This window comes from Caulobacter sp. S45 (assembly GCF_009765965.1).
Classification (GTDB): domain Bacteria; phylum Pseudomonadota; class Alphaproteobacteria; order Caulobacterales; family Caulobacteraceae; genus CAHJWH01.
This window is the reverse complement of sequence record NZ_LMUL01000017.1, coordinates 370,936-393,475: the sequence shown is the minus strand read 5'-3', so window position 1 is coordinate 393,475 and position 22,540 is coordinate 370,936. Positions and strand designations below refer to the sequence as shown.

Genomic DNA, 22,540 nt, shown 5'->3' with positions numbered 1-22,540 from the left:
ATCCGGCCGGTCTTAAGCATGCACTGTTGTGAACGAGATCATGACCGCTCCTCTGGGCGCAGCATCAACGGAGCTGGACCGATGAACGACAAACCTCTGTGCCAAATCATCAATGGCTTTAGTTCGCCGCTCTGGGGAATATCTCCAAGGTTTTGGCGTCGACCCTCGCCCTCTCAGCTCTGACCAGCCCCATCATGGCCTTGGCCCAGACGACGCCAAGCCCAGGCGAGTCCCCTGCGGCAACGCCGCCGGCCGGTCAATCGGCGCCGCCGCCGGCAGGGTCGGAGGCCAACGGTTCTTCGTACGACCGCGCGGCGCAGCAATATGATCGCCAGTACGCCGACCAGTATTCGCGGTGGGCGGCGCAGAATTGCGTTGACCAGAGGAACAACACGGCGGCCGGCGCGGTGATTGGCGGCGTTCTGGGCGCCGTTCTTGGCTCAAACGTGGCTGGCCATGGCGCGCGAGCGGGTGGCGCCGTCTTTGGCGGCGCCTTGGGCGCGACAGCCGGCGCCGCGATCGGCGCGAACGCCAATTCCGGCGCGGGGTGTCCGCCCGGCTATCTCATACGGCCGGGGGCGCCGGCCTTCTACTATGAGGGCGCGGTCTACGGCCCAGGGCCGACTTACGCGCCGCCGCCCTGGTATCAGCCGTGGGTCTAGGTCGACAATCATTGGGTCTATCGTCCCTACCGGTATTGGTATTGGAACCACCCCGCCTATTGGCGCCCCGGATGGCGTGCGGGCGCCTGGACCTATGGCTATCGCCGCTGGTAGGCCTGCGGAGGCTTGTTTCCCGTTACGGTGTTTCCCGGCCGGATGGCTCGGCCAACGGGAGCTGCGCCGCCGCTTTGCGCCTTCGGTAACCGAGCCAACGAAGGCCGGCGATCGCGCCGGCGGCGATGGCCACCGCTGCGGCAAACAACGCGCCTCGCACGGCGTGGACACCGGAAAGCGCCATCGCTCCCCGCGCCCCGGCATAGCCGACAGCGGCCATCACCAGAGGCCAGGACACGCTGGTGACGGTGCACGCCAGAGCAAAGCGCCGCCGGCCCATGCCCATGTAGCCGGCGGCGAACGGCGCAAGCCCGGCGGTGACGCCGGTGAAGCGCCCCACCACGATCGCCACATCGCCAAAGCGTGCGAACAGACGGCTGACCTGATCGACCGCGCCGGCGAACCGGCCGCCTTGGAAGGGAGACCCGCCGCGCCGCGCCCACCGCCCGGCCTCATAAGAGGCCCAAGCGCCGGCGAACGCGCCGCCCATGCACCAAACCAACAGCCACGGCGTGACGACACCCGACGCAATGGCGCCCCCCAGCACCACGATGAGCGCGGTCGCGGGCACAAAGACGCCGATCACAGCCAGGCCTTCCAGGCCCGCGACCAAGCTGAGCATGGGCCCCGCCAAGGCCTGATGGGCCTCCAACACGGTTAGCGTCTGATGGACGAACTCTTTCACCACGATAGGCGTCTCGCTGGAGGGGAAGAGATAGGCCTGGGCGCCCCAGCGCCAAGGGCCGCCGCGCCGCAAATCCCGTTGCGGGCGCAGAAGGCCAAACCCAATGGGGATGGCCCTTGCAGACGCAGCTCCAGTATCGGCACAAGAGATCAAGCAAGGATCGAGGGCAATGGCTTTGGATATTCCGCGCGGGCGAGTGATCGTCACCTATGGGCGCAGCCTGATGGCTCTGACCATCGCCCATTCCCTCGGCAGCCGAGGGGTCGAGGTGATCGGTTGCGATGACGTCGGCCTGACCGTCTTGAGCTTCTCGCGCTACGCCAAGCGCACCTTCGTTCACGCTTCCGCCGCCGAGCAGCCGGACCGGTTCATCGACGACCTGGAAGCGGCCATCATTCGCAATAAGCCCGATGACGGACGGCCCTATGTGCTCATGCCGTGCTTTCAGGAGACGCGGCTGATCGCCCGCCACGCCGAGCGGCTGTCGCGCCACATCACCGTCGCCGCGCCGCCGATCGCGGCGATCGAGGCGGTGGATCCGAAGGACCACCTGCTCAAGACCGCCCGCGCGTTCGGGCTGCATGTGCCGGCGACTTGCACCTTGGCTGAACTGCGCGCCGGACGCACCCTAACGGCTGGCGACTTTCCGCTGTTGCTGAAGCCGGCGTGGGGCGTTGGCGGACGAGGCATCCGTCGGATCGACACGCCCGAGGCCCTAGCCCGCGTGGTCGAGGCGGCGCCGGACCCGGAGGTCATGCTGCTGCAGCAGTTCGTCGTCGGCCAGGACTACTGCCTCACCGCCCTGTTCGATCACGGCGTCCTGAAAGCGAGCGCGGCCTACCGCAACCTCAGCCAGTTCCCGCGCAACACGGGCGCCGGCGTCCTGCGCGAGACCGTCGACGACAGCCCGTTCCTCGATACGGCCCGTGCGCTGTTCGGGCCGCTGGGCTGGACCGGCGTCGTTGAAGTGGACTTCCGTTGGGATGGGACCGGCCAACCCTATCTGATCGAGGTCAATCCCCGCTTTTGGGCGGGACTGTTCCATACTGTGGAGTCCGGGGTGGACTTCCCCTGGATGCTCTACGAGCTGGTCACCGCCGGCCAGGTCACCACCCCAGCCACGCCGCGGCTCGGCCAGCTCACCAAGGTCGGCGGCCTTTACCTGTTGGCCGCGGTCCAGGAGATCGCGGATTCCGATGAGGGCTTCGCCGCATCTCGGGCGGCGTGGAAGGCGGCGGCCCACAAGTTTGAGTCCGGCAAGCTGTTGGACGCCACCCGCGAACTGGGGCGCGCCCTCACCGGGGGGCTTGATGTCGGGCGCACCGCCGGCCGTTTGAAGGCGGCGCTCGGCACGGCTAAGAACTGCCCCAACGAACTGTTCCGCTCAGAGGACCCGCTGGTCAGCCTGGGCGCCCTGTTCGTGCTGGCGTCGCTGATGCGGCACGGCCGCCTGCCGCCGGAACTGCGCTACGACTCCAAAGCGAGCGACTTGATGGTGGAGTAGGCCATGGCGAGACCGCTGATCGGCGTGACCAAACCCAGCCAGGGCGACAACGCGGCGTTCGCCGCGATGTGCCTGGCCGTGCGGCTGGCCGGCGGCGCACCTGTTCGCCTGTCGGCTTCCAGCCCCGGCGACGGCCTTCGGATCGATGGCCTGCTGCTGGGCGGCGGCACGGACATCCATCCGAAGCGGTTCCACACCCCGCCGAAGCCGGGATACGATTATGATGTGGCGCGCGAGCACATGGAGCTGGCTTGGCTGGAGCGGGCCGACCGCCTGCAGCTGCCCGTATTGGGGATTTGCCGCGGCGCTCAGTTCATGAATGTGGCAGCTGGCGGGGCGCTGCACATGGATTTAACGGAGGAGTTTCAGCCTGCGCGCTATCCGCAGACCTGGTGGAAGCAGCTCTATTTTCGCAAACGCATCCTCATCACGCGCGGCTCGCGGCTGCATCGGATCACCGGTCAGGAACGCCTTTGCGTCAACTCCATCCACAAACAAGCCGTCGGGAAGGTCGGGGAAGGCCTGATGGTCTCGGCCCGCGAAGAGAACGGCGTGGCCCAGGCGATTGAGCGCTCAGGCGAGCGGTTCTGGCTGGGCGTCCAGTTCCACCCGGAGTTCCTGCAGCACCGCAAGCCGTTCCGCAGCATCTTCGCCGCCTTCATTCAGGCCGCCGCCGGACGATAGGACATGCCGGCGGCGATCCCGGCCACGATCACCGCGCCGGCTTGGACGCGGCGGGTGACCGGAACATTTCGCGGTAGCCGAACATGTTCTGCCGACGCGAAGGCGACAGGCACCAGACGACCGTCGCGCCCCTCTCGATTGCCGCAACGAGCTCCGTTTCACGCACCGCCTGGTCGAACCGCGAATCGATGTCGTAGGCATCTTTCTCGCGCTTTAGCGAAAAGAGTTCAGTGTCCAAGGCCGAGTGCTCAGTGGGCGCGCCGAAAAGGAAGCGCGAGAAGGATTGCGGGTTAATGATGATTGCGTCGTACTCGTAGAGTGGAAACGCGGCGCGATCAGCATCAACCTCCGCCCGACATAGTCCCAACGTCTCCACGTCAACGCCCTCAAGCGCGAAATCGGCCCCGTGGTCCAATCCAACTGTGAGAATCCGCATCGTGCGTCCTAAGCGTCGAGTGCGGTATACCGGACTGTTTGAACTGGTGCACGATCTTGGGGCGATCGAGATGGCGCGAATTCAGTGCGCGCAACCCGCCGGGGTACGTGTCCAATCAATATCGCACGCGCTTTTTCGGCGGAGGCCGCAGGTCACGCCGTATCAGTTCGGCGTCGAAGACCCTGGAGTTGTCGGATCGGACCAGCGAATAACGTCGCCGGGCTTCAGCCCAGATCGGATCTCCACCCCATCCGGAGCAGCCGCGCCAACTGCGACAATGCGGAGACGGCTCTGCTTGGACTCTGCGTCCCATAGATTGACGGCCACGCCAGCTCCATCGGGCGCCAGGGCCTGCGGGGGGACCACAATCGCTGCGGCGGCCTGGTAGGTCGTGATCGTCACGTTGGCGGTCATGCCCATGCGCACCGCGCTCGCCTGGGTTGGAGTCAGCGGATCCAATGTCACCGTTGCCCCGAACACGGCGCCAGCCGCACCGCCTTCGGGCACCCCCTCGCCTGCGATTTCGGTAACATGACCCGAGAGCGTAAGACCGTCGAATCCGGAGCCGGTAATCGAGGCGGCTTGACCGACGCGGATGCGATTGGCGTCGGCCTCGTCGAGCTTCACGGCCAAGGCGAAGGCGCTAAATCGCGCAAGAGTACCAATCAACTGGCCTTGGTCTAGACGCGCGCCCGCGCGGGGTTGGATCGTGTCGCCCTCGCTCTTTCCGGCCGGGGGACGTCCCATCACGCCGCCGGCGGGCGCCTTCAGGATCGCGCTTGAGAGCTGCGCCTCGATTTCAGCGAGCTTGGCTTTGGTGTTCTGAAGCTCGAGCCGGGTAATGGCTCGGTTTGGCCCGGCGCCCTTCTTCAACGTCGCCGCCAAATCCTGCTGAGCCGCGCTAAGGGCCGAGTTCTCGCTTTCGCGCTGTTGCAGCAGCCCGTCATACTCGCTGCGGGCGACCAGGCCGCGATCCAGCAGCCCTTTCGTCTCGGCCGCCTTATTGTCCGTGTTTCTCAACGCAAGGGCTGCGGATTCAACGCTGCGGCGGGCGCGCAAGACGTCGGTGCCGCCAGCCCACCCCTCCATGTCGGATTCCGCCTGGGCAGCCTTGAGGTAGGCCGCCTCGGTTTCCCTCGCGCGCGCCTCAAGATCGTCGGTGTTCATCACCACGAGGACCTGGCCCGCGTGAACCGTCTCACCAAACTTGAAACCCAAGCTTTTGACAACGCCATCGAATGGCGCGGTCACATCGACGCTGTCCGCCGGGCTGACCGTGCCGACCACGCTGATGCTCGAGGTGAACGGTCGAGGCTGGACGGTGTAGATATGCTCAAGGGACGCCGCCGGCGGGCTGCGCAGCCTCCCAACGAGGACCACACCGGCGCCGATCACCATCAGGACGCCAAGGGCGCCCCAGAGCGATCGTGGCGAGCGGCTCAATCGTTTAGCGAGATCCGCCATGTGTCCAACGTTGTACCGATTTGCTGATCGAGGGTGGTGAGGGCGTTCAGGTAGGTGATCGATGCGGTAAGCGCCTGGGTCTCGGCTGACCGCAAGTCCGCTTCGAAGGTGAGGACTTCGAAATTGGAGGACCGGCCGGCGCGCAGTTTCTCTCGCGCGACGTCAAGGGCCTTTGCCGCCAAGTCTTGGGCCAGCTGCGCGACCTCGCGTTGACGCCAGCTGAGCTCGACGCCCTGCACAGCATCCCGGACCGAGGCCTCGACCTGTTGGCGTAGGTCCTCGAGCTGGACCTCCGCCGTTCTGACCGTCGTCGTCGCTTGAATATCGGCTTGCCGAAGAGTGTAGTCCCCGAGTGGAATGCTAAGCTGCAGGCCAAAGCTTCGGGTCGAGCCCAGAAGCGCGTTCGGTAGCCCAGCCGCCATTCCCGAGCTCACGCCGCTCTGGTTCTGCACAGACCCGATCGCCGAGAGATTCCACAGCCGATTATTTTTGGCGACGACAAGATTTTGACGATCCTGCTCGAGCGCCTTGCGCTGCGACAGCAGGTCCATCCGGTTGTCGAGGCCGAGCGCGATGACTTGGTCCAGGGCAATCTCAACATGCTCGGCCTTGATCGGATCTGCGGCGATAATGTTTGTTCGCAGATCGACCGCGAGAAGTCTCAGCAGGGCGAGTTGGGCGCTGTTGCGGGCCTGCTCGGCCTGGAGAACGGTGACCTGCTGGCTCGCCAGGTCGGACTGAGTCTGAACGATATCGGAAGCCGCCATCCTGCCGGCTTCGATCAGTGCCCGATTGGTGGTGAGCAGGCTCTTGGAGCGATCCTCCGACACGTTCGCAAGGCGGAGCTGTTCTTGGGCTTTTTGGAGGGTGCGGTAGGCCAAGATGATCGATGTCACGGTGTCGCTGACCGTGGACTTGAGACTGAGCTTGTTGATGTCTTCCTGAAGCCGCGCGATGCGGATCGGCGCGAGGTTGACAGCGACGCCCGCCCCGCGAAGGAAAGGTTGGGTGACGGTGAGATTGGTCGTCTCGAGCGCGCCGTCATCGCCCAGGCCACCCGTTTGAGTACGTGCCCATGAGAATTGGACCTGGGTGCCAAGCGGAGACAGCCAGGTCGCCGTTGGCGTAAGAGACGTTGTTGAGCCGGCAAGATCGCCGCTCCGCGTGGCGGCGACACTACCGACGAGATTGAGCTTAGGGACGAATGCGCTCTCAGCCACGACAAGATCGAAGCGTTGGGCGATACGCTCCAGATAGGCGGATTTGATGGTGCGATTGTCCCGAAGACCGAGCGCCAGCGCCTCGGCGAGGCCAAGCTTGACCGGCTGGCCCGTTGCGGTGGGAGACGGCGCCGGCGGGGATCTGACGGGTGAGAGCGACGGCGGGGTCTCGGCCGCAACTGGACCAAAAGCGAACGAGGATGCGGAAATGCCCATCGCTGCGAGGATCGCCCCGTGAAAGTTAGGCCTTGGCCGCTCGCCGCGGCGTTCCTTCTCGTGGGCTGCACGACTCCAAAGGAGTTGAAGCGCGCGCCAGGCCAGCCGACCATGGAAACGCCCACCGGTGCGCCTGTGCCGGCCTATGCCAGCCCTAATCCGCACGAAGCGCTTCGATCGGATCGAGTTGGGACGCCTTGATCGCGGGATAGAGCCCAAAGACGAGCCCGACCCCAGCCGCCATCCCAATTCCAAGCGGCGCGGCATAAGCCGGAACGCTGAAAGCCCAACCCGAACTCCGGGCGACGACGTACGCAGCAGCGAGCCCGAGAAAAGTCCCCACCACCCCGCCGCCCAGCGCCAGGACGCCGGCCTCGACCAGAAACATCAGCTGAAGGTCTCGCGGACGCGCGCCGATAGCCGCCCTCAAACCGATTTCCCGCCGCCGTTCCATGACCCCCATCAACATGACGTTCATCACGCCGATGCCGCCGACCAACAACGAGATCGCACCGACGGCGGCCAGGAGCTTGGTATGAACCGCCTTCTGGGCGCTTATAGCGGTGACCAGCTGGCGGGCCGTCTGAACCTGTAGGCGAACATTTGGGTTCGCCCGCTTCAGCGCGTTGGCGACGATCGCCGCCGCCGCGTCGACGTCGGCGCCGGGGCGCACCCGAACCATGGCGCCGGTGATCGGCAGGCGTCCCAAAGCCCGTGCGCTCCCCGATAAGGGGATGATGACCGCGTTGTTGAAATCCGTCGGATCGAACACCGTCGTCTCGGTTTCCCTCAGGATGCCGATGATCGAGTACAAGTAGAGGCCAAGCCGGAGCGAACGCCCGACGCCGAGAGGGGCGCCCGGCCGAGAGAGCTTCGCAGGCGCCTCAGCGCCCAGAACCACGACCAAGTTATCGCCGTCACCCTGGCCAATGAACCGACCGTCCCGGACTTCAAGGCCGGCCAGCGCTTTCAAGGCCGGTGTCGCCGCCGCCACGTTGACCGCTTGCGAGGCGCCGTCGACGTCGACGGCGACCGAGGCGATCGTGATCGGGGCTGACTCGGCGACTGCCGCCACGCGACGAGATAACGCTTCGATGTCGCCGCGATCGAAGCCGGGCGCAGCCGGATTGGGAAGCGTGGCCGTCGCGACAAGCGTCTGCAGCCCCATGCGGCTGAACACCCGCAACGCTTCGCGCTCGGCCATATGCCCAATGGTGAGCATCGCAATGACTGATCCGGCGCCGATGACGATGCCAAGGAGCGCGAGGGCGGACCGCAGGCGCAAGGCGTAGAGGTTCGACAGGGCATCAGCGACCAACTCGCGAATGGACGCCCCTTTCGCCGCCATCACGCGTCGCCGCGTCGGGTGTCGCGGACCAACCGTCCGTCGAGGATTTCGATCTGCCGGTCACACCTCGCAGCGATCGCCTGATCGTGGGTCACCATGATGATGGTCACGTCCAGCGACCGGTTCAGCGCCTGAAAGAGATCCAGCACATCGCCGGCAGTGCGGCTGTCCAAGCTTCCTGTCGGCTCATCCGCCAGGATCAGGCGCGGTTCGCCCACAAGGGCGCGGGCGATCGCCACGCGCTGCCGCTGGCCTCCTGAGAGGGTATGGGGGTAATGATCCGCATGGCTGGCCAAACCCACACGACGCAGCATGTCGTGCGCCGGCGCGCGGCGGTCAGCCTTCGCGACGCCGCGGTAGAGGAGCGGCAAGGCCACGTTCTCCCAAGCCCTCAGCCGGGGCAGAAGCTGAAAGGATTGAAATACAAAACCGACTGTGCGGTTGCGGATTTCAGCGGCCTGCGTCGCCGACGCTGCGCTCACGTCGATTCCGTTCAGGAAAACACGCCCCGCCGTCGGGCGATCGAGGAGCCCGATGAGATTCATCAGCGTGCTCTTGCCCGATCCGGACGGACCAATAATCGCGCAGAATTCGCCGGAGCCGATCTCGAAGGTCACGTCCCGGAGGACCACCGTCCGCGCGCCGTCTCCCCCATAGGCCTTTTCCACACCGGCAAAACTCAACATGCGCGGAGGATCTGAGACGAAGACGGGTGACTCTGCGGGCTTATGTCCGCCGCCGTCTTCATAGCGGCCCATCGATAGACCGGTTGAAGACCGAGGGTCCGCGATCGACCACGCCACTGACCCGACCTCAACAGGAAATTCAACCATACGGTCTATTTGAGATGATATAGCGCGTATGCTGTTTTTTTTTGTCAGCCATAGGCGATGAGGCGTCGTAAGCCGCTCAATGAGGCCGCGTATGGCTTCTCACTTGCCGTCAGGCGACGAGGTTGAGGATGTCTCCGGGCGGCAGGGCGAGCGCGGCCGTGATCGTCAAAATATCCGCCGCCGTTGAACCATTAGGATCGGTCGGGTCATCTGGATTGGACGCACTGATCGACGACGCAGGTCCGCCGTTCGATGCGGTATCGGCCTGAGCGGCGTCGCTTGCAGTGGCCGGCGCGGCCACCTTAGCGTCGGCCTTCTTAGGATTTGAAGCGTCGCCGGCGATGTCCGGCGTCTTCACTGCATTTGACTGCTCATTTTCCAGTTGCTTTAGTGCCTTCATATAATCAGCCGGATAGACCGACTGCTGCAAGGGCGAAAGTTGACTGTATTGCTGCTGAGCCGCCTGGAAAAAACCCGCCTCCTGTCCTTGCGTATCGCTTGCATACTTCATGACCCACGCAGTGGTCTGATCCATGCTTTCGTCAACAGCCGCCGATTTCTCGTAGCTCGTGTAGAGGCCTGATTTGTCGTTGGCGATCGCGGCAAGGGCGCTCTGCGATAGGCCTGCGAACGGGTTCGCTACGCTGACCGGGTTTCCGGCGCTGGCCATCTTCGCCTTGATGTAGGCCTGAGCCGACGTCGCCTGGGCGATATGGTCCGGGTCAGAACTTGGCAGGGCAGCGACCTCGGCGTCGGCGGCGGCTTCGCTGCTGCTGTCAACGGTATTGGCCAGGTCCTGGTCCCATTGCGACGCCAACGCCCCCGTCGATGCGCCGGCTTCATCGGACGCAAGATTCGCCTCAGCCGTTTGTAGTCTTTGCGTATTTGCAGACAGCGTCACCGTCACCGCAGGCGCTGCGGTTGCCGCGCTACCTAAGGCTGAGGCAGCGGCGGCGCCGGATTGGCCAACCGCCGCAGATCCGCCGGCCTGCCCCGTTGAAGCCGCCTGTGGTTGAGGCGGTGCGAGGGCTGTCGGTGCCCCGGCGGCGGCGACAGAGCTAACCATAGGAGACCTTCGATCAACGCAAACTCAATCTCAAGCAGCATTCCGCCGAAAAGATTAACAGTCCGTCCACACCGTCGCTTCGGATCGCGCAGCATAGCTAATTCAGGCAAGCGCCGCGAACGGCGGACGCCAAGGCATCGTACCGCATAAGCCGACGGAAAATGACTAAAATTCAAAGATATAATGTTCGAGGGAAATGATCCCGTAAAGCGAAATTAGCGTCACAAGAACTTAATGTAAACGAGCATTAAAGACATTGACAACTTTTTGGTGTGGACCGTATTTCAACCTGTTGGTGCGTCTTTTCGTTGTTCAGAAAGGGAAACGAGTATGTTGTCTAAGAAGATCTTGTTCGGCGGCCTAGTCGCGTTGAGCGGCCTAGCTGCGAGCCAAGCGCACGCGCAATTGGAGCCGAAGCCCACCTCGCTGAAGACGAGCGTGCAAATCGTCAACGCCACGACCTCCGTGCAGAATGAGGTTGGCTCTCCCAATGTCAGCGGATCGGTCAGCCCCGCTGCGCCAACCTCGATCCCGATCGGTGAAACCGCCTCCTTCACGACGACGACGAGCGGAATCGACGACGCGGGCGTGTTCACCTATGGCAGCTGCCGCTTCAACTACAGCACCATCTGGACCGCTGCGGCGCCAACCTTCACCACGGGAGCCTACAGCTTCAGCATCGGGGCCACCCCGGCGGCGGACTGCTCTTCGGCGACGGTGAGTTCGTCGTTCACTACCGGCGCTCATTCGGTGAAATTCACCATCACGCACTGATAGCAAGGCATCGCCCCCTGCGCCTTTGCCCAAAGCAGAGGCGCAGGGGGAGCTGCCGGCGTCTGTGAAGCGGCCCTCTCACATCGCGATTGTGAAGAGGAGCTGATTTAGCCCCCCGGGGCCAAGGCGGCCCCGGTGAAGCGCCCCTCAAAAGCCTGAGGGAGAAATCCGGCCGGGGTTCGCCAGCCGGAGCTGGAGAGGCACCAGAATTGAAGCCTTGGGAACAGACCGTCGGCGACGTCAGGACGGCGTTAGCCGCTCGCGGAACTAGGCGTTTGACGCTACGCCCTGGGCTGCGCGGCTTGCGGCTGTGACCGAGGCCGAGACAACAAGTTCTTCAACAAGCTCCGAGTGGCGTTCAAGGAGGCCCATCAGCCGCACCGTCGGACCACTCGGCTCCACGAGACCGCGCTCGTATTTGTCAAACGCCTTAGGCCCAACGCCGAAGACATCGCCCGCCTTACGTTGAGAGAGGCGCAATCCCTCGCGGAGGGCTCGTATCCGGCTTGGCGTCGGGAGGCCAGCGCGATCCTTTAGCGCTCTCAGGGCTTGATCGACGATCTCCAGGTCGTCGCCGACATGGACGCCTTCGCCGTCACCGTCTGGGTAATAACCCGGAAGGTCGACAGTTGTCTTGAGATCTCGGTAGGCCACGAGGAAAGGGCGGACGCCTCGCTTGAGGGTCTGGCCTGTTTCTGGGGAAATCATTTCAGGCGCCAGCGCCTTCACCGCAGCCATCCTACTTCTCCTTGAATGAAATGAGTTTGAACTCAGTCACCGCATCTGATCAAAGAACCTCAGCGCCTTGTCACGCTCGATAGAATCGCCCCTGAAGCGGCGATCATGCTTAGGCCCCGATGGCGCAACTGCAAGTGCGCGCAACCCGTCGGAGTGGACGCCCAATCAGCTATCGCAGGCGTGCTTGCGGCGGAGACCGCAATCAGACAACGCGTTGCACGCATTGTCAGCTCAAATGTACCGCGGTTAGCTTTGCCCCGGCTTGAGCTCCAGTCCGCGGCCTCAGTTCAGCCGGCGCCGCCGTCGCCCGTGCGCCTCCAGCACCCGACCATCCTAGTGATGCACCACCCGCCCTTCGCCTGCGGTCCAGATTGGCTCGATCCGCCCGACCGGCGGTGGAGCGACCCTATCGGGAATTTGGTCGAAGCGAGCCCGCATGTGATCGGAATCGTTTGCGGGCACGTCCATCGAGGCGTGCACCGCTTGTGGCGCGGCGTGCCCGCCTCGACAGCGCCTTCCACAGCGCACCAGGTCGCCCTGACCTTGACCCCCGGGGCGCCGCCAGCGCTGGCTATGGAGGCTCCGGGCTTTCAGCTCCACGACTGGTCGAACGGCGGGTGGGTCACCTACACCGCAGCCGTCGACGGTTTCACCCCAACGTTTCGCCCCCAGCCGTGGGCGCAAGGCGCCGCTTCCGCCGAACGGCGCCCCAGCGGCCGGGGAGCAGGGGTGAATCTCCAGACCCTCGAATCGGCGATCGATCACGCCTTGGGTCCGTTGGCCGACACGGCCAATGCCCTGGTGTTCGTCCGCGCCCGTGTCGGCCCCCTCGATCTTCCCGTCGTGGTGATGCTGCTGGCGCTAGCGTCCGTTTCAATCACGCTTTGGTTCGGGTTCATCAACCTCCGGGGCTAGGCCAAGCATTCCGGCTGGTGCGCGGCGATTATGCCTCCACTGCAGATAAGGGCGAGGTCAGCCAATTCGGCGCGCTCACTGCGGCGCTGGCCGGCACGTTAGGCGTGGGCAATGTCGCTAGCGTCGCTCTGGCGATCAGCATCGGCGGTCCGGGTGCGGTGTTCTGGGTGACCGCCACAGGGTTCTTCGGAATGAGCCTGAAGTTCTGTGAATGCGCGCTGGCGGTGAAATACCGCCGGATCGGCGTAGACGGCGTCGTGAACGGCGGCCCCATGCACTACCTGCCGTTGGCCTTCGCTAAGATCGGCTTGAGGCCGTTAGGCTTGGGCGCTGCGGTGTTCTTCTCCGTGGCCACGCTTCTAGCCTCGACGAGCCTATTCCAAGTCAATCAGGCGTTCGTCGAGGTGCGCGCCGTAACAGGGCTGCAAAGCCCACTTCTGTTCGGTCTGCTGTTCGCCCTTCTGGTCGGGGCGGTGATTGTGGGCGGGATGAAGGGCATCGCGCGCGTCTGCACGCGGCTCGTCCCCGCCATGGTGCTGGTCTATTTCATCGCGACGGGAACGGTGCTGGTGGCGAAGGCGGCGGCTTTACCGGCCGTGTTCGCGGCGATCCTGCACGGCGCGTTCAGTCCAACGGCCTTCGGCGGTGGCGTGCTCGGGGCCTTCGTGGTCGGGGTCCAGCGGGCCGTATTCGCGGGCGAGTCTGGGCTGGGGTCCTCGGCCATCGCCCATGCCGCGGCCAAGACGGACGAGCCTATCTCTGAAGGGCTGGTCGCTCTGTTCGAGCCTCTTTTAGCAACGGTCGTGGTCTGCAATCTCACCGCCCTCGTCATCCTCGCGGCGGGCGCGCCGATACCGGCAGGCAAGGCGGGGGGCGTGGAGATCGCGTCGGCGGCGTTCCAACCGTGCTACCGTGGTTCGCTCCGGCCCTCGCCCTGTTGGTCGCGTTGCTCGCCTATAAGACGGCCATCGCCTGGGCTTATTACGGCGAGCGGGCTTGGGGTTGGCTGTTTGGGGAAGGGCCCAAGCGGCGGACAGGTTTCCGGATCGTCTTCCTCTGCGCTTTGGTAGTCGCCCCCGTGCTCTCTCCCGCCCAGGCGATCCGATTCATCGACGCCATGGTGTTCGCGATGGCGATCCCCAATCTCGCCGCGATCTGCCTGTTCGCGCCGGAGCTCCGGCGCGATCTTTCGGGGTATCTGACAAGGGCGCGCCTGCAGCCCAGGCGTTGATGCGCCCGCCGCCGCGCCTATCTTCATCGAAAACCGTCTGGGAGTTGCCCGATGATGGAGAACGAGGCCGTCGCCGCGATCCTGCCGATCGACCTGCTGATCCAGCTGGACGCTTGAATCGAGAGTCTGGAAAGGCCGGTGAGCCGAGCCGAAGCTGTCCGCCTTTTCGTGCTGGCGGGTCTGGAAACGATGCCGGGCGCGCCCCGCCAAGCTGTCTGAACGCCGCTCCACCCATTGCGTTAAGCGGCGTGACAGAAGGCGATTGGCGCTCCTCGTTTAGGCGCCTCCCCCCGCGCGTTTGCGTGCACGAAGCGCTTCGGCGCCTGCTACGAGCAGACACGCCAAGGCGCCCGCCTCCCAGATATAGGCGGCGGTCCAGAACGCCCGGTGCAGGACGCGCGGATCAAACACTTGGACTAGGTAATTGATCACGCCCAGAACTTGAAACGCGGCTAGGCACGCAGCCCATAGGCGCCGGGACGCTACGGCAATGGCGCAGGCCGCACCGGCGCCGAGGAGGTCCGCAATGAAATCGCCCGTTTGAAAGATGTGGTGCTCGTGGCGGCGCTGAAGAGCCGCCACGAGCATCCAGTTTACGGCGTGAAGCCCCGCGGAGAGACGGGCCCAACCGCCGCCCGTCCACAGCACGAACCCTGTTACGGCGACGAGGACGACGAAGCCGATCTGAGCGACAGTGGAGTAGAGCAAGCGCGGCTTTCGCTAGGCGGCTACGGCGACCAGGGCCAGGGGCTGAGGCGCAGCGATAGCATCGGTGTCGTCCTTGTCGCCACCACCCGTCGCCACGGTCCGGCATCCCATGCGGGTTTTCACCTCAGCAAGTTCGCCGTGAGCCTGAAGAATCTGCGCACGCGCCGCGTTCAAGGAGTTCATCGCCGCGGTGACGGCGTCCAAGGCGGGTTGTCCGACGGTGGCGGAAAGGCCCGCCGCGGCGCGAAGCTTGACGAGGTTGGTCGCGAGGGCGGCGGTTTCGCCGTAGGCGCCGTCGATAGCGTATTCGGCCGTGTGGAGAAAATGGGCGGCTTCAAGGACCGCTTCGGATCGCTTCATGTCGGGTTCCCAGATTGATCCAGGGTCGATGCTCGCTGTGAATCCTTGGCGGCATCCAACCCTGAATGACGGTTGTGACTTGCAGCGACGCCATGAGGGCCCAGCCGACGAGCATGACAAAAGCCACCGCCAGCAGGAGCACGGCTCCAAATCGCTGCGGTGGGGTCAGCTCGGCGTAATGGGCCCCTCCCCTGGCCCAGGAAAGCAGGCCGGCCCGGCGAGCAGAACCGTGGCGGCCAAGATGCGTTGAAGAGTGTGCGCCTCCGGGAGAAACGCGCTCTCCTTCCAGATCGCCGTCACGAAGTCCTGCACGTGGGGTGCATTGTCCGGCGAGGCGATCTCTCTCCAGGCTTCCTCCAGATCGGCCCAACAGAGCCCGGTCACCAACATGTCGTTCAACATGAGTGGGGGCCGGGGGAGCTTGGGCTGAGGGAGGTTGAAGAGGGTCGGCATGGGATGCGTCCTTGGAGACGCCCCCATCAGGACCGATCCGGCGGACGGCCGGAACTCCGGGGAAGTCGGCCCCCGATTCCCCCGGAGGGTCGGCAAGGTCCGCATCCGCCAAGACCAGCCTTACGGCTTCGCGCCGACTGGCGACCCCGAGCTTGCGCACGGCGGACTCGCAGATGTCGTCCACTCGCCGATAACTGATGCCGGCCCGCTGGGCCGCTTCTTTCGAACTGAGTTGGAAGCGACCGATCAGCCGCAGGATTTCGCGTTCGCGATCCGTCAGCCTGTCAACGACCCGCATTGCGACCCCCGTCACCAGCAGGAACTGATTTCCACCCAAGCGGGAGAAATCGCAAGCCGCATCCGGGCGCTCTTAACGTCCTGTCGCGGCGGAGACGCGGCAAGCGAATTCGAGCTAGCCCTGCGTGGCACCCCCCGCTGTGTTGGACGACATCGGCCGCCATAGAGCATCCGCGCTTCCCAGCCGCGTCTTCTAGGCGCCGGTCTCGGTCGTGTTCGCGGTGGCTAGGCTCTGCGTCAACTTCAGGACAGCCTTCCGGTGCGCCGGCGATTTGATGGCGGCGTAGGCGTCGAGGAGCTCGGACGCCCCGCGGAGAGTCGTCAGGAAGCGGGCCTTTTCCGGCAGCCGTGGCGTATCGGATTTTGGCAGTAGGTCGGCGGCGTGGACATCCATCGCTTCCGCTGCTTTCACCAGCATTGAAGCGCTGATCCGATTGGTCCCGCGCTCATACTTCTGGATCTGCTGGAAGGTGACCTGGAGCTTCTCGCCCAGCGCCGCTTGGCTTAAACCGCGGGCCCGGCGCAACTCACGTATCGTCAGCCCCACCTCCACGTCGATCGGGTCCGGCCCTTGGCCGAAATGTCCCGATAGCTTCATGCCAAATCCCCTTTCGCTCAGCCTTCGATTGAAGTGTGAGCCTAACGCAATGATAGCGTCAGAGGGACGGAATTGAGGCCTTTCGCCGTAAGAAGAACCCGGCGCGGCGTTTGTGGGCTGCGACATTATCCGGGGGCGTCCGCCTACAGAGGGTCTCTGTGGGCGTGTCGTCGGCGCTGGAGCGGACGCTCCGAAGGGCGGAATTTAATTCCCCCGACTAAACCCCCGGCTAATTAAAATTTTTAGTCGGGGATGCTCGCGGCAAGCCCCGTAAGTTATTGATTTTCTTGGGAAGTTTGGCGCGCCCGGAACGATTCGAACGTCCGACCCTCAGATTCGTAGTCTGATGCTCTATCCAGCTGAGCTACGGGCGCACATGCCTTGCGGCGAGGGATGGGGGGATAACGGGTTTGGGCGGACGGCGCAAGGGCGTTTACGGGGAGAAATCGCCCCTGCTCGCGGCTTAGCCCGCGACGCCTGCGCCAAGCCCGCCCGACGGGGCCCGGCCGCCGTTGTAGCGCCTCCCGACGGGGCCCTCGCGGACACGAAAAAGGCCGGAGCGTCGCCGCCCCGGCCTCCATTCATCGACGGGGTCGCTTAGGACTAGAAGTCCATGTCGCCCATGCCGCCGCCCGGCATGGACGGCGCGCCGCCGCTCTTCTTCGGCGCTTCGACCACGGCGGCTTCCGTGGTGATCAGCAGGCCGGCGACCGAGGCCGCGTCCTGCAGAGCCGTGCGCACGACCTTGGCGGGGTCGATCACGCCTTGAGCGACCAAGTCGCCATACTCTTCGGTCTGGGCGTTGAAGCCGTAGTTGGGGTCGCTGTTCTCCAGCACCTTGCCCACGACGATCGAGCCTTCGACACCGGCGTTCTCGACGATCTGACGAACCGGCGCCTGGAGCGCGCGGCGCACGATGGCGATACCGGCGTTCTGGTCGTCGTTGTCGCCCTTCAGGCCGTCGAGGGCCTTGGTGGCCTTCAGCAGCGCGATGCCGCCGCCGGGGACGATGCCTTCTTCCACGGCCGCGCGGGTCGCGTTGAGGGCGTCGTCGACGCGGTCCTTCTTTTCCTTCACTTCGACTTCGGTGGAGCCGCCGACGCGGACCACGGCCACGCCGCCGGCCAGCTTCGCCAGACGCTCTTGGAGCTTCTCGCGATCGTAGTCGGAGGTGGTGTCTTCGATCTGGCGCTTGATCTGGGCGATACGGCCCTCGATGCCTTCACGCTCGCCGCCACCGTCGACGATGGTGGTGTCGTCCTTGGTGATGGTGACCTTCTTGGCCTTGCCGAGCATTTCGAGGGTGACGGTCTCGAGCTTGATGCCCAGGTCTTCGCTGATCACTTGACCGCCGGTCAGGATGGCCAGGTCTTCCAGCATGGCCTTGCGGCGATCGCCGAAGCCCGGCGCCTTCACCGCCGCGACCCGCAGGCCGCCGCGCAGCTTGTTGACCACCAGGGTGGCCAGGGCTTCGCCTTCGACGTCCTCGGCGATGATCAGCAGGGGACGGCCGTTCTGCACGACAGCTTCCAGCACCGGCAGCAGGGGCTGCAGGGTCGAGAGCTTCTTTTCGAAGATCAGGATCTGGGGCTCTTCGAGCACCACTTCCATCTTGTCGGCGTTGGTCACGAAGTAGGGCGACAGGTAGCCGCGGTCGAACTGCATGCCCTCGACGACGTCGAGTTCGGTCTCGAGGCTCTTGGCCTCTTCGACGGTGATGACACCCTCGTTGCCGACCTTTTCCATGGCGCGGGCGATCATCTCGCCGACGTCCTTGTCGCCGTTGGCGGAGATGGTGCCGACCTGGGCGATCTCGCTGTTGTTGGCGACCTTCTTGGAGGTGGCCTTGATGTGGGCCACGACCGCGATCACGGCCTTGTCGATGCCGCGCTTCAGGTCCATCGGGTTACGGCCCGAGGAAACCGACTTCAGGCCTTCCACGACGATGGCCTGGGCCAGGACGGTGGCGGTGGTGGTGCCGTCGCCGGCCTTGTCGTTGGTCTTGGAGGCGACTTCGCGGATCAGCTGGGCGCCCAGGTTCTGGAACTTGTCGGCCAGTTCGATTTCCTTGGCGACCGACACGCCGTCCTTGGTCGAGCGCGGGGCGCCGAAGGACTTTTCGATCACCACGTTGCGGCCCTTGGGACCCAGGGTGACCTTCACGGCGTTGGCGAGGATGTTCACGCCTTGGAGCATGCGATCGCGCGCGTCCGAGGCGAAGTAGACGTCTTTAGCAGCCATGTTGCTTGCTCTCTTCGTCAGAAGTTGTGGGGAAGAGTGTCGGCGCGGGATCGCGCGACACGTATGAAGACAGCTTAGGCGGCGACGACGCCAAGGATGTCGGATTCCTTCATGATGATCAGGTCTTCACCGTCGACCTTCACTTCGGTGCCCGACCACTTGCCGAACAGGATGCGGTCGCCGGTCTTGACGTCGGGCTCGACGCGCTTGCCGCTGTCGTCGCGGGCGCCGGGGCCGACGGCCAGGACTTGGCCTTCCTGGGGCTTTTCCTTGGCGGTGTCGGGGATGATGATCCCGCCCTTGGTCTTGGCTTCTTCTTCGACGCGCTTCACAAGAACGCGGTCGCCGAGCGGACGAAACGCCATTAGGGATATCTCCTGAGAGTGTGCGGTGGTCCGATTTAACCCCTCGCTCGACCGGCTTTAGCAGCCGACCGACGAGAGTGCTAACGGGTTCGGATTTAGAGTTCGAGGGGCCCAAAGTCAAGGCGAAGCGGTCGCCGACTTCCTCCGGCCGACGGCCGTGGCGGCGTCGTAAACCGCCGTTTTCCCAGTCCCACCAACGCTTCGTGGCCAGGCGCCGCGAGGCGATCCAGCAGAACCGCCCCTGACATAGAGTTGAAAGGTGGCGATCTATAGACCGGCGGCTTCGTCCAGACCGCACATCAGGTTCAGGTTCTGGACCGCGGCGCCCGACGCCCCCTTGCCGAGGTTGTCCAGCAGGGCGACAAGCCGCGCCTGCCCGCGCGCCGGATCGCCGAACACGAACAACTTCAACCGGTTGGAGCCGTTCAGACCCTCGGGGTCGAGGCCCTTCAGCGCCCTCGCCTCGTCCAGGCTGGCGACTTCGACGAAGCGCTCGCCGGCATAGGCTGCGGCCAGGGCCTGGTGGACGTCGTCGAGGGTCGGCCGTCCCGGAAGCGCGCTGAGCTGTAGCGGGACCTCCACAATCATGCCCTGGGCGTAGCGGCCGACGGCGGGCGCGAACAGGGGCGGATGTTCCAGGCCGGTATGGCCCTGCATCTCGCCCACATGCTTGTGGCCGAGGTTCAGGGCGTAGGCCCGATAGGGCTCATGGGTGAAGTTCGCCGAAGTCGTATCCTCGAACTCGGCGATCATGGCCCGGCCCCCGCCGGAATAGCCCGACACCGCGTTCACCGTCACCGGCCAGCTCGCCGGCAGCAGCCCGGCCTCGACCAACGGCCGCACCAGGGCGATGAAGCCGGTCGGATAGCAGCCGGGATTGGAGACGCGGCTGGACCCCGCGACCGCCGCGCGCTGGCCAGCCGCCATCTCGGGAAAACCATAGGTCCAGCCCTCGGCGGTCCGGTACGCGGTGGAGGCGTCGATCACCTTGACCGCCGGGTTGTCGATCAGGGCCACGGCCTCGCGCGCCGCGTCGTCGGGCAGGCAGAGGATCACCGCATCCGCCCCGTTCAGCAGCTCCGCGCGGGCGGCCGCATCCTTGCGCCGCGCCGGGTCGATCGACAGCAGTTGGAGATCGGCGCGCGGCGACAGGCGCTCGCGGATTTGCAGGCCGGTGGTGCCCGCCTCGCCGTCGATGAAGACCTTGACCGTCATGGGCTGAACTCCCGCAAGCGAATGAGGGGATGGCGGAAACGAAAACGGGCGCCCCGGTTTCCCGGAGCGCCCGCCAGATCGCGTGAGCTGAAAACCGAAGTTAGCGCTTGGAGAACTGGAAGCTACGGCGGGCCTTGGCCTTGCCGTACTTCTTGCGCTCGACGATGCGCGAGTCGCGGGTCAGGAAGCCGTGGGGCTTCAGCACCGCGCGCAGGCCGGGCTCGTAATAGGTCAGCGCCTTGGAGATGGCGTGACGGATCGCGCCGGCCTGGCCGGACAGGCCGGAGCCTTCGACCGTGGCGATGACGTCGAACTGGGTGGCGCGCTCGGCGATCTGCATCGGCTGGGCGATCATCATGCGCAGCACCGGACGGGCGAAGTAGATTTCCTGGTCGCGGTCGTTGATGGTGATCTTGCCCGAACCCGGCTTGATCCACACCCGGGCGATAGCGTTCTTACGCTTGCCGGTGGCGTAGGCGCGGCCCTGGGCGTCGATCTGCGGTTCGCGGACGACGGCGGCGATCTGCGGGTTGGAGGACATCGACGCGAGCGCGTCGAAACCGGTGGCGGGCGCGGGCGCGGGCGTCGGCGCCGAGGGGGTCGTGGGGATGTCGGACATCAGGCGCTCCGCACATTCTTGGCGTTCAGTTCGGCGAACGCGATGGTTTCGGGGCTTTGCGCCTCGTGCGGATGATCGGCCGAAGCATAGATCTTCAGGTGGGTCATCTGGCGGCGGGCCAGCGGGCTCTCCTTGGGGAGCATGCGCTCGACGGCCTTCTCCAGGATGCGCTCGGGGAACTTGCCGCCGAGGATCTTGTCCGCGGTGCGTTCCTTGATGCCGCCCGGATAACCGGTGTGCCAGTAGTAGATCTTGTTCTGCAGCTTGCGGCCGGTGAACCTCACCTTGTCCGCATTGATGACCACGACGTGGTCGCCGCAGTCGACGTGGGGCGTGAAGTCGGGGCGATGCTTGCCGCGAAGGCGCATGGCGATGAAGGAGGCGAGACGACCGACGACCGCATTCTCAGCGTCGACGATGATCCACTTCTTCTCCACGTCCGCCGGTTTCAGGGAAACCGTGGTCTTGTTCATGGGAGTAATCCGTAAGCGCGATCGACCGCGCAGGGGGCGCAGCCGGTGTGAGGGGCGTCTTTACGTGGCGATACGGACAGCGTCAAGGGGCGAGAAAGCAACCCAGCCCATTCAGCATATTGTTTTTATTGGGTATTTTCAATACGGTATTATTTTACCGGCCGCGCTCAGGCCCGTTTGAGGCCTTCGTTCAGCTCCGACGCATCTTCCAGACCAGGAAGAGGGCCGCGGTCAGGGTCGTGAGCGCCCACAGTTGATGCAGGATGCTGAGCCACAGCGGCGCGCCTGCGACCAGGGTGACTATCCCCAGCAGCACCTGCACGCAGATCACCGCGAACACGCCGCCCACCGTGATCTTGAGCAGGCTCGGCAGCCCACGCGACAGGGCAGCGAACAGCGCCAGCGCCCCGCTCAACAGGAAGATCAGATACGCCGCCAGACGATGGTTGAACTGCACGGCCGCCTGGCTGTGCAGCAGGGTGGCGAACAGGCCGCCGTGGGCGTAGTCGCTGGGGAACAGCCGGCCGTTCATCAGGGGCCAGTCGTTGTCCACCAGGCCCGCATGGTTGCCGGCCACCAGCGCGCCCAGCAGCATCTGGACGAACACCAGGCCCGCGAGACACGCCGCCAGGGCTCGCCAGCGTGGAGGCACGCCCCACAGGGGCCGGCCCCTGCCGCTCCAGGCCTCCCATCCGGTCCACACCGTGAAGCCGAACAGCACCAGGGCTAGGCCCAGGTGCGTGGCCAGCCGCTCGGGCGCGACATAGACCCGCTTGGTCAGGCCGCTCGCCACCATCCACCAGCCCACCAGCCCCTGGAGGCCGCCGAGCGCGAGCAAGACCCAGCAGCGCCAGACCAGCCGCCGGGGGACTCGCCCCAGGGCCAGGAACACCGCAAACGGCAGGAAGAAGATCAGCCCGACCAGCCGCCCCAGCAGGCGATGGGTCCATTCCCAACCGTAGATGCCCTTGAACTGGGCCAGCGTCATGGTCGGGTTGACGTAGCGGAACTGTGGAATGCGCTGGTACCTGGCGAACTCCTCCGCCCAGGCGTGAGCCGACAGCGGCGGCAGGGCCCCCGATATCGGCCGCCACTCGGTGATCGACAGCCCCGATCCGGTTAGCCGCGTCGCGCCGCCCACCACCACCATGGCCACGATCAGGAGGGCGACGAGATAGAGCCATGCGGCCACCGACCGCGAGCGCTCCCGATTATAACTCCAGCGCATCCCGCTTCGACCTCGTCCGCCCAAGCGTCGCTGTTAGACCTTGCACACAGGGGCGTCCATCGGCGGCGGCGCGCGCAGGCGAGATGCGGAGGC

Annotated in this window: 25 protein-coding genes, 1 tRNA gene and 1 pseudogene; 7 read left to right on the top strand and 20 right to left on the bottom strand. The window is 65.1% G+C overall.

Going from position 1 to position 22,540, the window contains the following annotated elements; all coding sequences use genetic code 11:
• The first annotated feature begins 152 nt into the window (after positions 1-152).
• The gene (locus GSQ87_RS21690; protein ID WP_216839518.1) at positions 153-662 is read left to right on the top strand and encodes a hypothetical protein; all 510 of its coding nucleotides are present in this window, start codon (positions 153-155) and stop codon (positions 660-662) included.
• A 136-nt stretch (positions 663-798) separates the two neighbouring features.
• On the opposite strand, the gene GSQ87_RS21685 is transcribed toward GSQ87_RS21690, so the two are convergent.
• Positions 799-1,464, bottom strand: coding sequence for a DedA family protein (locus GSQ87_RS21685; protein WP_254063193.1), 666 nt, complete (start codon positions 1,462-1,464; stop codon positions 799-801).
• Between the two features lie 166 nt (positions 1,465-1,630).
• Between GSQ87_RS21685 and GSQ87_RS21680 the strand changes: the two genes are divergently transcribed.
• On the top strand, positions 1,631-2,965 hold the full coding sequence (locus GSQ87_RS21680; protein WP_158918655.1) for an ATP-grasp domain-containing protein: 1,335 nt from the start codon (positions 1,631-1,633) through the stop codon (positions 2,963-2,965).
• Between the two features lie 3 nt (positions 2,966-2,968).
• The gene (locus tag GSQ87_RS21675) at positions 2,969-3,649 is read left to right on the top strand and encodes a gamma-glutamyl-gamma-aminobutyrate hydrolase family protein (protein WP_158918653.1); all 681 of its coding nucleotides are present in this window, start codon (positions 2,969-2,971) and stop codon (positions 3,647-3,649) included.
• A 28-nt stretch (positions 3,650-3,677) separates the two neighbouring features.
• Here GSQ87_RS21675 and GSQ87_RS21670 read toward each other — a convergent pair whose 3' ends face one another.
• The 6 genes from GSQ87_RS21670 to GSQ87_RS21645 all read right to left on the bottom strand — a co-directional run bounded on the left by GSQ87_RS21670 (position 3,678) and on the right by GSQ87_RS21645 (position 10,073).
• The gene (locus GSQ87_RS21670; RefSeq protein WP_158918651.1) at positions 3,678-4,085 is read right to left on the bottom strand and encodes a hypothetical protein; all 408 of its coding nucleotides are present in this window, start codon (positions 4,083-4,085) and stop codon (positions 3,678-3,680) included.
• A gap of 162 nt (positions 4,086-4,247) precedes the next feature.
• The gene (locus GSQ87_RS21665) at positions 4,248-5,483 is read right to left on the bottom strand and encodes an efflux RND transporter periplasmic adaptor subunit (RefSeq protein WP_216839516.1); all 1,236 of its coding nucleotides are present in this window, start codon (positions 5,481-5,483) and stop codon (positions 4,248-4,250) included.
• Positions 5,484-5,524: 41 nt separating this feature from the next.
• Positions 5,525-6,985 (bottom strand): TolC family protein, encoded by a 1,461-nt coding sequence (locus tag GSQ87_RS21660; protein ID WP_216839514.1) that lies wholly within the window; start codon positions 6,983-6,985, stop codon positions 5,525-5,527.
• 154 nt (positions 6,986-7,139) lie between these two features.
• Positions 7,140-8,333 carry an ABC transporter permease gene (locus GSQ87_RS21655; RefSeq protein ID WP_158918645.1) on the bottom strand — a complete coding sequence of 398 codons (1,194 nt, stop codon included), beginning with the start codon at positions 8,331-8,333 and terminating at the stop codon, positions 7,140-7,142.
• Entirely contained in the window at positions 8,333-9,019 is a 687-nt protein-coding gene (locus GSQ87_RS21650) for an ABC transporter ATP-binding protein (protein ID WP_158918643.1), read from the bottom strand. Before GSQ87_RS21650 ends, GSQ87_RS21655 begins: the two co-directional genes overlap by 1 nt.
• A gap of 256 nt (positions 9,020-9,275) precedes the next feature.
• A complete protein-coding gene (locus GSQ87_RS21645) occupies positions 9,276-10,073 on the bottom strand; it encodes a hypothetical protein (RefSeq protein ID WP_158918641.1) in 798 nt (265 codons plus the stop codon).
• A 489-nt stretch (positions 10,074-10,562) separates the two neighbouring features.
• On the opposite strand from GSQ87_RS21645, the gene GSQ87_RS21640 reads away from it, so the two are divergent.
• Positions 10,563-11,006 carry a hypothetical protein gene (locus GSQ87_RS21640; protein WP_158918639.1) on the top strand — a complete coding sequence of 148 codons (444 nt, stop codon included), beginning with the start codon at positions 10,563-10,565 and terminating at the stop codon, positions 11,004-11,006.
• A 267-nt stretch (positions 11,007-11,273) separates the two neighbouring features.
• On the opposite strand, the gene GSQ87_RS21635 is transcribed toward GSQ87_RS21640, so the two are convergent.
• A complete protein-coding gene (locus GSQ87_RS21635; RefSeq protein WP_216839513.1) occupies positions 11,274-11,744 on the bottom strand; it encodes a type II TA system antitoxin MqsA family protein in 471 nt (156 codons plus the stop codon).
• 438 nt (positions 11,745-12,182) lie between these two features.
• On the opposite strand from GSQ87_RS21635, the gene GSQ87_RS21630 reads away from it, so the two are divergent.
• The 3 genes from GSQ87_RS21630 to GSQ87_RS22915 are packed head-to-tail and all read left to right on the top strand — an operon-like array spanning position 12,183 to position 13,890.
• A complete protein-coding gene (locus tag GSQ87_RS21630) occupies positions 12,183-12,659 on the top strand; it encodes a hypothetical protein (protein ID WP_158918637.1) in 477 nt (158 codons plus the stop codon).
• Positions 12,660-12,676: 17 nt separating this feature from the next.
• On the top strand, positions 12,677-13,729 hold the full coding sequence (locus GSQ87_RS21625) for an alanine:cation symporter family protein (protein WP_158918635.1): 1,053 nt from the start codon (positions 12,677-12,679) through the stop codon (positions 13,727-13,729).
• On the top strand, positions 13,627-13,890 hold the full coding sequence (locus GSQ87_RS22915) for an alanine:cation symporter family protein (protein ID WP_254063203.1): 264 nt from the start codon (positions 13,627-13,629) through the stop codon (positions 13,888-13,890). Before GSQ87_RS21625 ends, GSQ87_RS22915 begins: the two co-directional genes overlap by 103 nt.
• Before the next feature lie 276 nt (positions 13,891-14,166).
• On the opposite strand, the gene GSQ87_RS21615 is transcribed toward GSQ87_RS22915, so the two are convergent.
• From GSQ87_RS21615 to GSQ87_RS21565, 12 genes and pseudogenes are all read right to left on the bottom strand, one after another.
• Positions 14,167-14,598, bottom strand: a complete 432-nt coding sequence (locus tag GSQ87_RS21615; RefSeq protein WP_158918631.1) for a hypothetical protein — start codon at positions 14,596-14,598, stop codon at positions 14,167-14,169.
• A gap of 12 nt (positions 14,599-14,610) precedes the next feature.
• Positions 14,611-14,958 carry a hypothetical protein gene (locus GSQ87_RS21610; RefSeq protein ID WP_158918629.1) on the bottom strand — a complete coding sequence of 116 codons (348 nt, stop codon included), beginning with the start codon at positions 14,956-14,958 and terminating at the stop codon, positions 14,611-14,613.
• 165 nt (positions 14,959-15,123) lie between these two features.
• Complete coding sequence (locus GSQ87_RS22910) at positions 15,124-15,342, bottom strand: hypothetical protein (protein WP_254063192.1); 219 nt, start codon at positions 15,340-15,342, stop codon at positions 15,124-15,126.
• A 196-nt stretch (positions 15,343-15,538) separates the two neighbouring features.
• Positions 15,539-15,709 (bottom strand): annotated as a pseudogene (locus tag GSQ87_RS23215) (sigma factor-like helix-turn-helix DNA-binding protein); the annotation flags it as partial.
• A 192-nt stretch (positions 15,710-15,901) separates the two neighbouring features.
• A complete protein-coding gene (locus tag GSQ87_RS21600; protein ID WP_158918625.1) occupies positions 15,902-16,306 on the bottom strand; it encodes a helix-turn-helix domain-containing protein in 405 nt (134 codons plus the stop codon).
• A 297-nt stretch (positions 16,307-16,603) separates the two neighbouring features.
• Positions 16,604-16,680, bottom strand: a tRNA-Arg gene (locus GSQ87_RS21595).
• A gap of 229 nt (positions 16,681-16,909) precedes the next feature.
• Positions 16,910-18,547 carry a chaperonin GroEL gene (groL, locus tag GSQ87_RS21590; protein WP_158918623.1) on the bottom strand — a complete coding sequence of 546 codons (1,638 nt, stop codon included), beginning with the start codon at positions 18,545-18,547 and terminating at the stop codon, positions 16,910-16,912.
• Positions 18,548-18,621: 74 nt separating this feature from the next.
• A complete protein-coding gene (gene groES, locus GSQ87_RS21585; protein WP_158918621.1) occupies positions 18,622-18,912 on the bottom strand; it encodes a co-chaperone GroES in 291 nt (96 codons plus the stop codon).
• A gap of 267 nt (positions 18,913-19,179) precedes the next feature.
• Positions 19,180-20,127 carry an N-acetyl-gamma-glutamyl-phosphate reductase gene (gene argC, locus GSQ87_RS21580; RefSeq protein WP_158918618.1) on the bottom strand — a complete coding sequence of 316 codons (948 nt, stop codon included), beginning with the start codon at positions 20,125-20,127 and terminating at the stop codon, positions 19,180-19,182.
• Between the two features lie 100 nt (positions 20,128-20,227).
• Entirely contained in the window at positions 20,228-20,746 is a 519-nt protein-coding gene (gene rpsI / locus GSQ87_RS21575; protein ID WP_158918616.1) for a 30S ribosomal protein S9, read from the bottom strand.
• The gene (rplM, locus tag GSQ87_RS21570) at positions 20,746-21,219 is read right to left on the bottom strand and encodes a 50S ribosomal protein L13 (RefSeq protein WP_158918614.1); all 474 of its coding nucleotides are present in this window, start codon (positions 21,217-21,219) and stop codon (positions 20,746-20,748) included. Before rplM ends, rpsI begins: the two co-directional genes overlap by 1 nt.
• A 190-nt stretch (positions 21,220-21,409) precedes the next feature.
• Positions 21,410-22,447, bottom strand: a complete 1,038-nt coding sequence (locus GSQ87_RS21565) for a COX15/CtaA family protein (protein ID WP_158918612.1) — start codon at positions 22,445-22,447, stop codon at positions 21,410-21,412.
• Positions 22,448-22,540: the final 93 nt, after the last annotated feature.

Excerpts from the sequence above, each read along its gene's own strand:
- GSQ87_RS21680 (WP_158918655.1), top strand. The coding sequence starts at position 1,631 with ATGGCTTTGGATATTCCGCGCGGGCGAGTGATCGTCACCTATGGGCGC.
- GSQ87_RS21675 (WP_158918653.1), top strand. The coding sequence starts at position 2,969 with ATGGCGAGACCGCTGATCGGCGTGACCAAACCCAGCCAGGGCGACAAC.
- GSQ87_RS21670 (WP_158918651.1), bottom strand. The coding sequence starts at position 4,085 with ATGCGGATTCTCACAGTTGGATTGGACCACGGGGCCGATTTCGCGCTT.
- GSQ87_RS21665 (WP_216839516.1), bottom strand. The coding sequence starts at position 5,483 with ATGGTGATCGGCGCCGGTGTGGTCCTCGTTGGGAGGCTGCGCAGCCCG.
- GSQ87_RS21660 (WP_216839514.1), bottom strand. The coding sequence starts at position 6,985 with ATGGGCATTTCCGCATCCTCGTTCGCTTTTGGTCCAGTTGCGGCCGAG.
- GSQ87_RS21655 (WP_158918645.1), bottom strand. The coding sequence starts at position 8,333 with ATGGCGGCGAAAGGGGCGTCCATTCGCGAGTTGGTCGCTGATGCCCTG.
- GSQ87_RS21650 (WP_158918643.1), bottom strand. The coding sequence starts at position 9,019 with ATGTTGAGTTTTGCCGGTGTGGAAAAGGCCTATGGGGGAGACGGCGCG.
- GSQ87_RS21640 (WP_158918639.1), top strand. The coding sequence starts at position 10,563 with ATGTTGTCTAAGAAGATCTTGTTCGGCGGCCTAGTCGCGTTGAGCGGC.
- GSQ87_RS21635 (WP_216839513.1), bottom strand. The coding sequence starts at position 11,744 with ATGGCTGCGGTGAAGGCGCTGGCGCCTGAAATGATTTCCCCAGAAACA.
- GSQ87_RS21610 (WP_158918629.1), bottom strand. The coding sequence starts at position 14,958 with ATGAAGCGATCCGAAGCGGTCCTTGAAGCCGCCCATTTTCTCCACACG.
- GSQ87_RS21600 (WP_158918625.1), bottom strand. The coding sequence starts at position 16,306 with ATGAAGCTATCGGGACATTTCGGCCAAGGGCCGGACCCGATCGACGTG.
- groL (WP_158918623.1), bottom strand. The coding sequence starts at position 18,547 with ATGGCTGCTAAAGACGTCTACTTCGCCTCGGACGCGCGCGATCGCATG.
- groES (WP_158918621.1), bottom strand. The coding sequence starts at position 18,912 with ATGGCGTTTCGTCCGCTCGGCGACCGCGTTCTTGTGAAGCGCGTCGAA.
- argC (WP_158918618.1), bottom strand. The coding sequence starts at position 20,127 with ATGACGGTCAAGGTCTTCATCGACGGCGAGGCGGGCACCACCGGCCTG.
- rpsI (WP_158918616.1), bottom strand. The coding sequence starts at position 20,746 with ATGTCCGACATCCCCACGACCCCCTCGGCGCCGACGCCCGCGCCCGCG.
- rplM (WP_158918614.1), bottom strand. The coding sequence starts at position 21,219 with ATGAACAAGACCACGGTTTCCCTGAAACCGGCGGACGTGGAGAAGAAG.
- GSQ87_RS21565 (WP_158918612.1), bottom strand. The coding sequence starts at position 22,447 with ATGCGCTGGAGTTATAATCGGGAGCGCTCGCGGTCGGTGGCCGCATGG.